Annotated in this window: 13 protein-coding genes and 2 pseudogenes; 7 read left to right on the forward strand and 8 right to left on the reverse strand. The window is 66.8% G+C overall.

Translation table 11 applies throughout. From position 1 onward, the window contains the following. Nucleotides 1-20: 20 nt before the first annotated feature. Nucleotides 21-1,235 (forward strand): FAD/NAD(P)-binding oxidoreductase, encoded by a 1,215-nt coding sequence (locus CFW40_RS14095; protein ID WP_088798237.1) that lies wholly within the window; start codon nt 21-23, stop codon nt 1,233-1,235. Between the two features lie 64 nt (nt 1,236-1,299). Here CFW40_RS14095 and CFW40_RS14100 read toward each other — a convergent pair whose 3' ends face one another. Further along, a complete protein-coding gene (locus CFW40_RS14100) occupies nt 1,300-2,349 on the reverse strand; it encodes a MerR family transcriptional regulator (protein WP_088802112.1) in 1,050 nt (349 codons plus the stop codon). Between the two features lie 157 nt (nt 2,350-2,506). Next, on the reverse strand, nt 2,507-3,865 hold the full coding sequence (locus CFW40_RS14105) for an amidohydrolase (RefSeq protein ID WP_088798238.1): 1,359 nt from the start codon (nt 3,863-3,865) through the stop codon (nt 2,507-2,509). A 211-nt stretch (nt 3,866-4,076) separates the two neighbouring features. Between CFW40_RS14105 and CFW40_RS14110 the strand changes: the two genes are divergently transcribed. Together CFW40_RS14110 and CFW40_RS14115 are read left to right on the forward strand one after the other, a co-directional pair. Then, nucleotides 4,077-5,108 (forward strand): methyltransferase, encoded by a 1,032-nt coding sequence (locus CFW40_RS14110; protein WP_088798240.1) that lies wholly within the window; start codon nt 4,077-4,079, stop codon nt 5,106-5,108. A 246-nt stretch (nt 5,109-5,354) separates the two neighbouring features. Further along, nucleotides 5,355-5,549, forward strand: a pseudogene (locus CFW40_RS14115) (low temperature requirement protein A); the annotation flags it as partial. Nucleotides 5,550-5,669: 120 nt separating this feature from the next. On the opposite strand, the gene CFW40_RS14120 reads toward CFW40_RS14115, so the two are convergent. Genes CFW40_RS14120 through CFW40_RS14130 form a run of 3 tightly spaced genes read right to left on the reverse strand, consistent with a single transcriptional unit; the run spans nt 5,670 to nt 7,179 of the window. Beyond that, entirely contained in the window at nt 5,670-6,017 is a 348-nt protein-coding gene (locus CFW40_RS14120) for a hypothetical protein (protein WP_088798243.1), read from the reverse strand. A 21-nt stretch (nt 6,018-6,038) separates the two neighbouring features. Beyond that, entirely contained in the window at nt 6,039-6,947 is a 909-nt protein-coding gene (locus tag CFW40_RS14125; RefSeq protein ID WP_088798245.1) for a radical SAM protein, read from the reverse strand. A 31-nt stretch (nt 6,948-6,978) separates the two neighbouring features. After that, nucleotides 6,979-7,179, reverse strand: coding sequence for a hypothetical protein (locus CFW40_RS14130; RefSeq protein ID WP_088798247.1), 201 nt, complete (start codon nt 7,177-7,179; stop codon nt 6,979-6,981). 272 nt (nt 7,180-7,451) lie between these two features. Here CFW40_RS14130 and CFW40_RS38045 point away from each other — a divergent pair. From CFW40_RS38045 to CFW40_RS36635, 4 genes and pseudogenes are all read left to right on the forward strand, one after another. Further along, nucleotides 7,452-7,655, forward strand: a pseudogene (locus CFW40_RS38045) (helix-turn-helix transcriptional regulator); the annotation flags it as partial. A 126-nt stretch (nt 7,656-7,781) separates the two neighbouring features. After that, on the forward strand, nt 7,782-8,669 hold the full coding sequence (locus tag CFW40_RS14140) for a hypothetical protein (protein ID WP_256331782.1): 888 nt from the start codon (nt 7,782-7,784) through the stop codon (nt 8,667-8,669). An 85-nt stretch (nt 8,670-8,754) separates the two neighbouring features. Next, complete coding sequence (locus tag CFW40_RS14145; RefSeq protein WP_088798253.1) at nt 8,755-9,525, forward strand: HNH endonuclease; 771 nt, start codon at nt 8,755-8,757, stop codon at nt 9,523-9,525. Nucleotides 9,526-10,255: 730 nt separating this feature from the next. Then, nucleotides 10,256-10,801 carry a hypothetical protein gene (locus CFW40_RS36635; RefSeq protein ID WP_143034572.1) on the forward strand — a complete coding sequence of 182 codons (546 nt, stop codon included), beginning with the start codon at nt 10,256-10,258 and terminating at the stop codon, nt 10,799-10,801. Between the two features lie 491 nt (nt 10,802-11,292). On the opposite strand, the gene CFW40_RS14155 is transcribed toward CFW40_RS36635, so the two are convergent. Genes CFW40_RS14155 through CFW40_RS36640 form a run of 3 tightly spaced genes read right to left on the reverse strand, consistent with a single transcriptional unit; the run spans nt 11,293 to nt 12,441 of the window. Then, entirely contained in the window at nt 11,293-11,778 is a 486-nt protein-coding gene (locus CFW40_RS14155; protein ID WP_088798256.1) for a hypothetical protein, read from the reverse strand. A gap of 20 nt (nt 11,779-11,798) precedes the next feature. Beyond that, on the reverse strand, nt 11,799-12,044 hold the full coding sequence (locus CFW40_RS14160) for a hypothetical protein (RefSeq protein WP_088798257.1): 246 nt from the start codon (nt 12,042-12,044) through the stop codon (nt 11,799-11,801). Between the two features lie 49 nt (nt 12,045-12,093). Then, nucleotides 12,094-12,441, reverse strand: a complete 348-nt coding sequence (locus tag CFW40_RS36640) for a hypothetical protein (RefSeq protein ID WP_143034571.1) — start codon at nt 12,439-12,441, stop codon at nt 12,094-12,096. Nucleotides 12,442-12,534: the final 93 nt, after the last annotated feature.

Here is a 12,534-nt window from a genome sequence, read left to right on the forward strand (position 1 = left end):
CCACTCACAGGAGGAAGCACATGGCCCCCGCACCCGCCACCCCGTCCCACCACCAAGTCCTGATCGTCGGCGGCGGTACCGCAGGCATCACCGTCGCCGCCCGGCTGCGCCGTGCCGGCGTCCGGGACATCGCCCTGCTGGAGCCGTCGGAGACGCACTGGTACCAGCCGCTGTGGACGCTGGTCGGCGGTGGCCAGGCCCCGCTGCGCGCCGCGCTGCGCACCGAGGCGGAGGTCATCCCGCCCGGCGTGCGCTGGCTGCGGGAGCGCGCCACCGCCGTCGACCCGGCCGCCCGTACGGTCACCACGGCCTCCGGCCGGGTCCTCTCCTACGGGAAGCTGGTGCTCGCCCCCGGCCTGCAGCTCGACTGGGACGGTGTGCCCGGCCTGGCCCCGGCCCTCGGCCACGGCGGGGTGAGCAGCAACTACCGGCCCGATCTCGCCCCGCTCACCTGGGATCTGATCCGCCGGATGCGCAGCGGGACGGCCGTGTTCACCATGCCGTCCGGGCCGGTGAAGTGCGGCGGCGCCCCGCAGAAGATCGCGTATCTGGCGGCGGACCACTGGCGCAAGCGCGGCGTGCTGGGCGCGATCCGCACCATCCTGGTGCTCCCGGAGCCTGCGATGTTCAAGGTGCCGGTCTTCTCCCGGGCGCTGACGGAGACGGCCCGGCGGTACGGCATCGAGGTGCGGCTGAGCTCCGAGATGACCCGGCTCGACGGTGCGGCGCGCGAGGCAGTGATCACCGACCACACCACCGGCAAGGACGAGACCGTCCGCTACGACCTGCTGCACGCCGTACCGCCGCAGCGCGCCCCCGAGTGGCTGGCCGACGGCCCGCTGGCCGACCCCGACTCCCCGTTCGGGTACGTCAAGGCCGACCGGGAAACCCTCCAGCACCCCGACTTCCCCGACGTGTTCGTGCTCGGCGATGCCGCCAACCTTCCGACGTCCAAAACGGGTGCCGCGATCCGCAAGCAGGCGCCGGTCGTCGTCGCCAACCTCCTCGCCGGTCTGCGCGGGCGCCCCGCCACCGCCCGCTACGACGGCTATACCTCCTGCCCCCTGGTCACCGCCCGGCACAAGATGCTGCTCGCCGAGTTCGACTACGACCTGCAGCCCACCCCCTCGATCCCCTTCATCGACACCACCCGGGAACGCACCGACATGTGGTTCCTCAAGCGCTACGGGCTTCCGCAGCTCTACTTCAAGGGGATGCTCAAGGGTCTGGCCTAGGGGCAGTAGCGCGCGGCTACGCGGCGGCCGCCCCATGAGGCCCGCCGCCGCGCCGCGTTCTGCCCTACGCCGCCACGGTCTCCCCCACCACGCACCCCACGTTGTCCGGCGCCCCCGCCTCGCGGGCGAGTCGGATCAGGTCCCGTACGGCCTGGTCGGGGCCGTCGGCCGTGGTCAGCACGGCCTGGATCGTGCCGGCCGGCACCACCGAGGTCAGGCCGTCGGTGCACAGCAGATAGCGCTCCCCGGGCCGGGCCTCCAGCAGTTGCAGGTCAGGGGCGAACGCGGTGCCGCCCTCCAGCGACCGCAGCAGCAGCGCGCGCTGGGGGTGCGACAAGGCCTCCTCGGGGGTGAGACGGCCCTCGTCGACCAGCGACTGGACCAGGCTGTGGTCGTGAGTGATGCGGAAGAGGCCGGAGTCGCGCAGGACATAGGCGCGGGAGTCCCCGACGTGCAGCAGCGCCAGCTGCGAGCCGTTGCGCAGCAGCGCGGTGAGGGTGCTGCCGGAGGCCTCGTCGGCCGGCGGGGCGGCGCGGTGTGCGCGATGCGCCGCCTCCTCCAGGACGGTCGGCAGATCGGCCGAGGCCAGGTCCCGGTGCTCCAGGTCCTTGAGCGCCTCGATCGCGGCCGTCGCGGCGGGGCCGCCACGGGGGCCGTAGCCGTCGGCCACCGCCAGCAGCCGCGGTCCCGCGTAGGCGGCGTCCTGCTGGGCCGGGCGCACCAGTCCCTGATCGGTCAGGGCGGCGCAGCGCATCGTCACAGGGGTCAGCGGTTCGGTCATGACGGTGTCCTTCCTGGACAGCTGGTCGACGAGGAAGGCGGCCAGGTCCCGGCGGGCGGCGGTGTCGTCCTCGACCTGCGCCCAGTACGCGGCGACCGCTCCGGCTGCCGCGTCCGGCGCCAGTTCGCACACCTCGCGGATGCGGGCCAGCGGCATACCGAGCCGGCGCAGCCAGGCCACCAGCCGGGCCCGCTCCAGCTGGGCCGGGGCGTAGTGGCGGTAGCCGCTCCGCGGGTCGACACGGTCCGGGGTCAGCAGGCCGAGCTCGCCGTAGAGCCGCAGCGCCTTCGGTGAGAGCCGGCAGGCCCGTGCGAACGCCCCGATGGTCAGCAGCTCACCGTCCCCGCAGGGCGCGTCGCCCACGCCTCCGGCCGCCCGTCGGTCCGCCCGGTCCGCCCGCCGGTCCGCCCCTCGGTCCACCCGTCCGCCCTCCTCGTACCGGGCACGTCGCCCGGTACGGCCGATGCTGGGGCTTCCCCCAAGGACAAGGTCAAACGCGTATCGCCGCCCCGCCCCGGCCGGCCCGGTCCGCCGCCTCCGCCGGGCCCGGGTCCGTGCCCGCGCGGGACAGCTGGTTGAGCGCCGCGGTGGTCAGCGCCTGGACGCCCATGGTGAGCGTCGGCCGGACCACCGGGACGAAGTGCGGCGAGTGGTTGGAGGGGATGTCCTGCGCCAGCCGCCCGGCGGCCAGGGCCGTCTGGAACTCCTCCGGGTCCCAGCCGCCCAGCCACCAGTAGTAGAGCGGTGCCCCGGCGGCGGTGGCCAGCAGTCCGGCGTCCTCGCTGCCGGCCGCCGGCTCGTAGGCGAACACCCGCTGCTCGCCGAAGAGTCCGGTGAACTGCTCATTGACCTGACGCAGGGTCGTGGCGTCGTTGACGGTGACGGGGAAGGAGTCCAGGACCTCGGTCTCGGGCTCCCGGTCCGCGCCGGAGGCGGCTGCCTCGGCGCGCGCGATGCGGTCGATGGCGGCCAGCACGGCCGTGCGCACCGTCTCGTCGAAGGTGCGCACGCTGAGCCGTACGACGGCCCGGTCGGGGATGACATTGGCGGTGTCCCCGGCCTGGAAGGAGCCGACACTGACCACCGCCCGGTCCGCCGGCGCGACCTCGCGGGCCACCACGGACTGCACCCGCTGCACGAAGGCCGCCGCCATCAGGATCGGGTCGACGGTGGTCTCGGGCCGGGAGCCGTGGCCGCCGGTGCCGTGGAAGGTGATCTTCAGGCTGTCGGCGGCGGCCATACAGGGCCCGGGGCAGTAGGCGATCAGCCCGGCGGCGAGGGGAGCGACATGCTGGGCCAGCACCACATCGGGCGTGGGGACCAGGCCCTTGGTGTAGAGGCCGGCGTCGAGCATGGCGCGGGCCCCGCTGCCGACCTCCTCGGCGGGCTGGAAGAGCACGACCAGCGTGCCGGACCAGCGGTCGCGGGCCGCCGCGAGCAGGTCGGCGGCGCCCAGCAGACAGGTCACATGGATGTCGTGCCCGCAGGCGTGCATCCGGCCGGGGACCGTGGAGGCGTAGTCCAGGCCGGAGTTCTCGGTGACGGGCAGCGCGTCCATGTCTGCGCGCAGCAGGACCACGGGCCCCGGGCCGTTGCGCAACACGCCGACGACGCCGGTTTCGGCGATGCCGGTGGTGACGTCATAGCCGCAGCCGGTCAGCCGGCGGGCGGCCTCGGCGGCCGTACGGGTCTCCTGGAAGCCGAGTTCGGGGTGGCGGTGCAGGTCTTCGTAGAGGGCCACGAGGTCCGCGAGGCGGTCGTCGAGCGGGGCCAGGACGGCGGCGGAGCCGTCGCTGTGCTCGGCGTCATCGGTCGGGCCGGTCATGCCTGTCGTGTCGCTGTCGCTCATACACGCATTCGACCATGGATCGCCGCCCCGCACCCGGGCGTCGGCCCCCACCCGTCCCGGATCCGTCCCGTAAGGGCACGACGCTCTTCCCTGGCCGGACTTCGCGGGTGCCGCCACGGCCGATCGTGACACCGGCGCCCGTGACTGCAACCGTGGATCACCTTCCTGTGGCCAGGACCAGCACGCCCAAGCCGACGACTGGAGGCCGACGTTGGCCAGTTCCCCCACCCCACCGACCGGCGAGCCCCGCGACTTCGCGGCGCATCTGATGGAACAGGCCATGGGCCATGTCTTCTCCGCCGCCCTGCGCACCGCGGCGCACCACCGCCTCGCCGACCACCTCGCCGCGGGCCCGCGCACCCCCGAGCAGCTGGCCGCCGCCACCGGTACCCACGCCCCTCATCTGCACCGCGTCCTGCGCTATCTCGCCACCCGCGGCTTCTTCCGGGAGGACACCGCGGGCGCCTACCATCTGACGCCCGCCGCCGTCCCCTTGCGCACCGACGTCCCCGACTCGATGCACCCGGCCGTCATGATGGCGACGGACGAGCTGTTCCTGCGGACCTCGGCCGCCCTCCCGGAGGCCGTACGCCACGAGGGCGCGTCCTTCGAACGGCTCTTCGGGGCGCCCCTCTTCGAACATCTGACGACGGATCCGGCCACCCGGCGGGTCTTCGACGACGGCATGTCCTCCGTGTCCGCCCCGGTCGACGCGGCGGTGGCCGACGTGTACCCGTTCCCCGCCGAGGGCACGGTCGTGGACGTCGGCGGTGGCCGCGGCGGGCTGCTGCGCGCCGCGCTGCGCCGCCACCCGCAACTGACCGGCGTGCTCTTCGACCAGGCGCCGCCGCTGGCCCACCACCTCCTGGAGGGCGACGAGTTGAAGGGCCGCTGGCGCACCCAGGAGGGCGATTTCTTCGCGTCCGTGCCGGAGGGCGGCGATGTCTACGTCCTCAAGCACGTCCTGCACGACTGGCCGGACGACGCCTGCCTGCGCATCCTGCGCTCCTGCCGCCGGGCGATGGCGGCGGGCCGGCGGCTGCTGGTCATCGATGCCGTACTGCCACCGGGCAACGCCCCGCACTTCGGCAAGACCCTGGACGTCGCGATGATGGCGGTGGTCGACGGACGGGAGCGGACCACGGAGGAGTTCGCCACCCTGCTGTCGGCCGGCGGCTTCCGGCTGACGCGAGTGCTGCCCACACCGGCCTTCCCTTCGATCGTGGAGGCGGTCGCCGAATAGCCACGGGCACACGCACGCGGCACGGCACAGCACGACACGCCGCCGCGCTCAACTCCTCGGAGGCGGACCGACACGCCGCACCCGCCCCCACTCCCCACACGGGCGGCACGACACGACACGCCGCGCCCGCTCCCTCACGAACGGCACGACACGCCGCACCCCGCTCCCCTCATGGGCGGCATCGCCCGCCCGCGCTGTACTGATGCCGGGCGTGCCGGGCCGCACCGGCCGAGGAGAGGAGCTGACGTGCCGGTCCTCATGCGGGCCCGCCGCCGCGACGAGCCGCACCGCACCGCCACCCCGCTGGAGCTCTTCTTCGACCTGTGCTTCGTCGTGGCGATCGCCCAGGCCGGGCAGCAGCTGGCCCATGCGCTCGCCGAGGGGCACCCGGGACACGGCCTCTCCGGTTACCTGATGCTCTTCTTCGCCATCTGGTGGGCGTGAACCAACGCAGCAACACGTTACCGCGCCCCGTCACCAACGACTACAGGCCAACATGCGGAAGCCCCGCCCATGCGCCACGGGGGGAAGCACACGAGCGGGGCCGCTTAGGGGGATCGATCACCCGTTGCCGGGTGGCATGGACTTCGAGGCGCGCACTTCCGCTAGGTGGCGCTGGTACAGCGGTCCCGAGGCAAACGCTGCGTTAGCCGGGGCTGGTGCGGCGTCCTCAATCAGGTGTTGGGCTGCCGCCTTGAGAGCTGCACCCCAGACGAGCACGTGTTGCTGTGCCGTCCGCCCGCACTCCTGCGGTTCGCCGGGGAGACACAACGGCAGCGTCGGCCCGACCTGGTTTGCCGCATGCCGCACGTATCCAGCGATCAAGGCCCATTCTTCTTCTGATCGCTGTACCGGCTGACTGGCGTAGTCGCCATTCAACCAACTGTGGAAGTCGTCGCCGTGATCCACTGATCCTCCTTGTTCAGCGACTCATGCGGGTGCGCTGATCGTAGCCGTCGCAGGCTCGCTGTTGGCTTCCCTCGGGTCACAGTGCCCGACCGAGGGAACGCACGGACCACACGGGCCGCACATGGGCAGGAACTGAGGCGGAGCACATGACTGTGCGCCTTCTCCATGCTCGGCTGTGATGTTGGCAAGTACCTCCGCCATCTGTGCTCCGCCCCAAATCTCAGACAGGGGGGAATTCAGCACGTTCCCGATGTTCAGGAACCGGCCGAGAACGCACGGCCACACTTCGCCGGTCGGACCGATGGCGCATTTCTCGTGGGCGCAGTGCCCGCACAGGTCGCTGATGGTCGGGGCAGCGCCCTTACTCGCTCGTCCGAATGCCCGGGTCTTGTCTCCGCCGACCATGCCGACCCCGAGCGCCGTAAGGTCCCTTGCCGCCTCTTGGACGCGCTGACCTTCCCGGACGGACACGACCCCGCCGCGCAGGGGGATATTGAGGCTCAGCGCCTTTTCCACGTTCGCGCGGGTCTTCCGGTGAGAACCCCGGAGCCTGGTCACCTGGTCGTGATCCTCTGCCGTGTCGGAGTAGTACGACGTTGCGAGTTTGACCCCACAGCCCGTGAACGTCTCCCACAACTCATCCCGAATGTGGGTCATGTTGGAGAAGACTTCGACGGACAGCCCGGAACCGTGCGCGTGCTGGATCAGCGCCGGAAGGTTCGGGTACAGGGTCGGTTCACCTCCGATGAACTGAACGTCATCAGCGCCGATATCCGCGAGTTGATCGATGACGCGCAACCAGTCCTCTACGGTCATGGTGCCGTGCGTTCCCTTGGGCGACGAGTCCGCGTAGCAGTGATCACAGAACTCATTGCATAACCCCGTCACCTCCAACCATGCGAACCTGAGGGCATTTTGGGCAGCACTCATTGCAGATCTCCTTGCGGGTGTGGGACTCCGGTTAGTGGATGCGCGTGACGCTGGCAGGCGGGGCAATCCATTCACGTCCGCCACCTTCGGGTGACAGAAAGGCTGCATGGCGCTTCTGTCGCTCCCCGGGGAGTTCGGCGGGGTCTTCGTAGTCCGTGATCACGTCACGGAGAACGCCGACCCTGCCCGCTCCGTCCTTGACGCGCTGGCCTACATCCTTTTCGGTGATCATTCGTGCCCCTCGGGATGCCGCGCCATGAGGACGTTGCAGTCAGACACGGTGGTCATGTCGCCACCCGTTCGCGCCCTGTCACGCACTCGGGCAAGTTCCTCGCAACCCGCGCAACCTTCTACCGGGGTCGGTTCCAACTGGCCCGACCGGTCCGGGAGGTCAACCGGCGCGCTGTGGTGTCTCGTCGGCTCGGTCATGCAGAACAGCGTCCGTCTGGAATTGCTCAACGACTAGCGGCCCCGCGTAGGCCAACTGTCGGCCAGAATTGGGGCATGGGTAGAAGCATCGGGGCCAACATCCGGCGACTCCGCGAAGAGCGAGGGTGGAGTCAGGCACGGCTAGCGCGTGAGGTCTGCCAGGCAGCGCGAGTAACCGGCGATCCAGTCGGACGGCAAGAGGTCAGCCGTTGGGAGACAGGCAAGCGCACGCCCCGTGAATGGCTGCCGTTCCTCGCTGCCGCCCTAGGCGTGCCCCTGGAAGCGCTCAGGGAGCCTCAGAAGCTCACTGAGCCCCCGTTGCCGACCCTGGCTGACTTCCTACCCGAAGAGGACCCGTTAAGCCAGCTAGAAGGGCGCACAGGGCGTCGAATTGGCATGGGGCAGATGGATGACCTACAGAAGCGGGTGCACGGGCTCAGGCTGGCTGATGACGTTCTTGCCGGGGGTGACCTGATCCGCCCGGCACTTCGAGACCTTCGGCGCGCTGTAAACCTGTATCGACAGAACACCTACACCAGCGAAGTGGAGCGTCAACTTCTCAGGCAAATTGGAGAGTTGGCACAGATTGCGGGATGGATTGCCAGCGACGCCGGACAGCACGAAGAGGCAGAGCAGGTTTACCGGCTAGGCATCAGCGCAGCGACACAGGCTGAGGACAACACGCTTGCCGGGAATCTCGCCGGATCACTCGCCTACCAAATGAGCAACACAGGGCGGGAAGCCGAAGGACTCATCCTTGCTCAGGCAGCGTTCAATGACGCACGGGCCGAAGCCCCCCCGAAAGCCCGTGCACTGTATCTGGACCGTGTGGCATGGGCGCACACGAAAGCCGGGGGAACGGAGAACGGGCAACAGGCCATGCGCGCGCTGGGGGAAGCCGGCCAAGCTCTGAGCGAAGACAGCGAAGGCGCGGAATCACCAGCTTGGCTCTATTGGGTCGACGCTGGCGAACTCAAGGTCATGGAATCCCGGGTCTACACAGAGCTTCACCGCCCCTTGCGCGCCGTGCCCTTGCTCCGGGAAGTGCTCAGCGGCTATGACGCCACGCATACCCGGGAAATGGCTCTGTACCTCTCTTGGCTGGCCGTGGCGCTGACTGACGCCAACGAACCAGAAGAGGCGGCAGGCGTAGCCGAGCGAGTCATTTCATTGGGATCTGACACGCCGTCAGACAGAGTCGCTGAACGGGTGCGCGTCATTCGCGGCCGATTGCAGGAGTACGCCGAAGTACCGGAAGTCGCTGCCCTACTCGCTGAGCATCCGGCAGTCTAGAAACGCAGAAATCCCCGTACCAGCCACCAGGAAAGGTAGCGAGTACGGGGCCGACAGCACATTAATTCTCTTGCGAGGTTGAAACATGGGCGTCTCCGAAAAGACCAGAAAGATTCTGTGGGTTCAGGCTGGTGGTCTCTGCGCCATCTGCAAAGAGCAGGTGATCACGTCTGGGACCGCATCGGATGATCCCTCTGTATTCGGCGAAGAAGCGCACATCGTCGCGCGCTCGCAGGGCGGCCCCCGAGCAGGAGGGCTGGCAGAGGACGTGATTAACCATCACACGAATCTAATCCTCTTGTGCAGCAAGGATCACAAAAGGGTGGATGATCAACCAAACCACTTCACCGTGGAGCGGCTACGGCTAATCAAATCGGAACATGAAGCGTGGGTGCGTTCCGTGGTGGATGCCGATGAAAGTCGCTTGAGGCTGGTACACGATCCATTGTTCCCTCAGCCTAGGGCGCTAAAGCTGATCACACGCGGAAACCCGCTCTGGAACATGGTCAAAGAAAGCGTCACGTTTGAATACGCCATGCCGGACCATCTGAATGACGACGATGAAGACTTGATCATCGAATTCATGGATCTGCTGAGGGATTTTCTTGACATAGCAGGGGATCTTGTAAGCGTCCGAGAGAATCGTGACGCAGAGAAGACCCTTCAGCAGTACATCAGCCGCCTAGCTGAGCGCGAGTTCCTGGTGGGGGCCTATGTCCGTCACATGCTTTTGAAGGGTGGGAGCGCTGAGGGCCCAACTCCATGGCCCATGCTCCGAGTCGAAGTGCAGCCCGCAACGTTGGCAGAGGTCGCAGACGAAAACGGCAACCCTTATCCCAGTAATCCAGGGGCCTAAGCGAAGGGATCGCCCCGCGCAAACGCTCTGAGTTGCGGCGCCAGCTTTCTCCCTCCCTGCCGAGTGGCCTAAAGGGTGGGAGGGGGTCATCCCCCAGGGGGAGGGCTCAGCAGAGATCAGAACGGTGGAAAGGTCATGCGGATTGGGCGGCTTCGGCTTTGACTTTTCGGCAGCTCAACCACCAGGCTGATTCTTAGCGGTCTCGCTATCGTGGCATGGCTTGCACAGTGGTCGAAGGTGCTTAGGCGCATCAAGGTTCGGCTCACGCCATGTCTGCACTTGCTTTCGACTCAGCGGTCAATGGTCAGCGACATTCGCTTGCCAAGTACACCGGACACACCACGGATTGGCTTACAGGTAAGCCTTACGCTTCCGCTGTCAGCCAACGCCATAGCCACACTTACTCGCGCTACCTCTCTGCTCTTCACGCTGTCTCTTGTGCTCAGGACACGGGCCATCATTGGTCGGTTCACTACATCCCGGTTGACTGCACGGCGTTCTGGGTTTCCCTGACATACCTGCACTCTGGGGGAGGGTGACCACCTACGGATTTTCGGAGGTGGGGGGCTGCGTCTTCACGCCAGCACACACGCCAGCGAAGTAGTTGCGCGGAAAAGGGGCAGGTCAGGAAGGATGGGGGTTCTGGCCGGCTGAGGGGGCCTGATTGCGGCAGCACACCCCGGGCTGGTGCCCTTGACCACCAGACAGGTAGGCCGCAAGGGTTGGCGTCATGGACGCAGGAACAGCCGCTGTGCTGGGGGCACTTGCCGGATCAGTAGCGACGATTGGCGCGGCGCTGGCAACGGGTTGGGCGCAGCGGGAAGGTGCACGCATCACTGCCCGATCAGAGCATCGCAGGGAAAGAAGAGAACCGCGCCATGCCGTCTACAAGACGTTCATTTCTAAGGCGGACCGCATGCGTCATCGGGCCTCTGTGTATTCCGCCCTAGATGATGGACTATCGCCGGACTACGTCACAGAAGAGCAACTGCAAGAGTTGTTTGCGGCGAGGTCAGAAATCAAGGATAAGGCAACAGAAGCCGCGCTAGCTGGTCCTAAGAAAGTGACAGAAGCGGCACTAGTGGTTGCCCGACTGAGTCACGAATTGGCAGGGGCCGCCGGAGTTTTTAGTGAACTAACGGAGCCAAACCATCAGCGAATGCGAGATCACCAGCGCAAGAACCTATTGAGGCTCGCCAAGGAGTACGAGAAGTCCGTGGATGACTTTACGCTTCGAGCGCAGTCCGCCCTGGACGATGACGGCAGCCGAAATTAGATGCCCTGTGCGGATGGGACACAGGGCACCTCTCTTCAGCGATCCTTCCATGCCCGGTAGCAGGTGAGGCACATTGACTTCCGGTAGCCCGGAGAATCCGGCCAGGAAACGCCCCGAGAAATGAGCTGAGCACGCGTCAGCGGATAGCAACAGTTCACATCCGCCGCCACTCCTAGACCATCCTCAGTGCACAGTTCACAGAACGGGCTATCAACCATATTGGTCAGTCCACATCTGCCGCAGCACGTCTAGCGGAATGGTAGGGGGAATCAGTGGCTTGCCGTCAGCGTCACGGTGTGTCAGATCAACCAGGGTGCCCCGCTGACGAACCGTGCCCCGGGTTACCGGCGCTGCACCAGGCTGAGGGAAGACCACATCAGCGGAAGTGTGCGTGTCGGTAAAGCACGGGGCTCCATTCGCGTCCCGGGGCCAGACCAGATAGGCAGGCCGGCCGTTGTGATCCGGCCCCGGGTCGAGTAGGTCATGGGCCATTAGTACCCCTCACCATCAATGGCCCGGTTGCGCTTCGCCTCAAGGGCTTTCGCGAATTCGCCATGTCGCCGCGCGGCCTCATCCTCGACAATCTTCGTGAGGTACCCAACGACGTCTAGGCTGTAGTGTCTGGCTTCTGGCACGGTGCTCTGTGCGGTAGAGATGCCTAGCGCGGATTCCGCATTCTGCGCATGAGTCAGAACCGTCCGGCGCTTCTCGCGGCCAGCAACAAACCGAATCAAGCCCTCAAGGAATCCCATGGTGCTGGGATCGTAGTCGGCAGACTTATCGCCCTCAGACTCCACAGCCTCACGGGCAATCTCAGTCCAGTGAGCAAGGAAGTCCCGGTCATAATCACGGGCACGCTCAGCGCGCTCAGCGGCAATCTGAGCCAGTCGGGCATGCTCAGCGGCCTCAGCCTCAGCCAACTTCGCGGCAGCCGCCTCAGCAGCCTTGCGCGCCTTCTCAACGGCGTTCTCAGTCACGTGTGTTGTCCTTCCGGGAATCAGTTGGCGTCTAGCTGAGTGGCAGCCTTGCGAGCGTTGGACGCGTAGCCCATGGCCATTCGCTGACTGGGGTTGATGTCAACGCCCTTCGCCTCAGCGCTCCGCAGATGAGCGGCAACGGCGTCAGCCTCATCACTGGCCCCCGCTGCAATCGACTCGATGTGCTGCCGGTTGCGCTCCGGGCTTCCCTTGTCAGTAGAAGTGGTGTCAGTGGTTCCCAAGTACCACGGGATGTTTTCAGTCATTGGTCATTTCCTCTTTCACGGTTTGACCACTTCCGAAATTCGGAGGTGGCTAGTTGCGATACCAGACCCGGTCATGAAACGCCGGGTTTTTGGGGCGAAGTCCTATGTAGCGCTTGCCGTAACGCCGGTCAGTGCGCTTATAGCCTGTGGCGCGTAGCAGACGGTCAAAGGTGCCCAGCGGAATGAAGCTGGGGCCGCTTACTTCCTTGCACGCATCGAAAAGGAGCTGTGTGCTTGCGTCTGCATTCGGGCACCCTTCGAGAGCTTCACCGGCAATGCGCGCGAACTTTTCGACGTACGCCCGGTCAGCCTCAGTGAGATTCGGCATGCTCACCACCCAGCGCGAGGATGCGAAGCGCTGCCAGCGCCGCGAACAGTTCAGCGCGCGAAAGCTCATCTCTCGGCACAATCGCGTGATTCTCCAAGATGCGAAGTGCCTGCCTGGTATCTATCGGTTCCATTGGGGCTCCCTCCGGGGGCATGAAAAAGC

The sequence above is a fragment of the Streptomyces sp. 2114.4 genome, assembly GCF_900187385.1.
Classification (GTDB): Bacteria; Actinomycetota; Actinomycetes; order Streptomycetales; family Streptomycetaceae; genus Streptomyces; species Streptomyces mooreae.

Coding starts and splice junctions, on each gene's coding strand:
- CFW40_RS14095 (WP_088798237.1), top strand. CDS start 21: ATGGCCCCCGCACCCGCCACCCCGTCCCACCACCAAGTCCTGATCGTC.
- CFW40_RS14105 (WP_088798238.1), bottom strand. CDS start 3,865: ATGAGCGACAGCGACACGACAGGCATGACCGGCCCGACCGATGACGCC.
- CFW40_RS14125 (WP_088798245.1), bottom strand. CDS start 6,947: ATGAGTGCTGCCCAAAATGCCCTCAGGTTCGCATGGTTGGAGGTGACG.
- CFW40_RS14130 (WP_088798247.1), bottom strand. CDS start 7,179: ATGATCACCGAAAAGGATGTAGGCCAGCGCGTCAAGGACGGAGCGGGC.
- CFW40_RS14140 (WP_256331782.1), top strand. CDS start 7,782: ATGGATGACCTACAGAAGCGGGTGCACGGGCTCAGGCTGGCTGATGAC.
- CFW40_RS14145 (WP_088798253.1), top strand. CDS start 8,755: ATGGGCGTCTCCGAAAAGACCAGAAAGATTCTGTGGGTTCAGGCTGGT.
- CFW40_RS36635 (WP_143034572.1), top strand. CDS start 10,256: ATGGACGCAGGAACAGCCGCTGTGCTGGGGGCACTTGCCGGATCAGTA.
- CFW40_RS14160 (WP_088798257.1), bottom strand. CDS start 12,044: ATGACTGAAAACATCCCGTGGTACTTGGGAACCACTGACACCACTTCT.
- CFW40_RS36640 (WP_143034571.1), bottom strand. CDS start 12,441: ATGAGCTTTCGCGCGCTGAACTGTTCGCGGCGCTGGCAGCGCTTCGCA.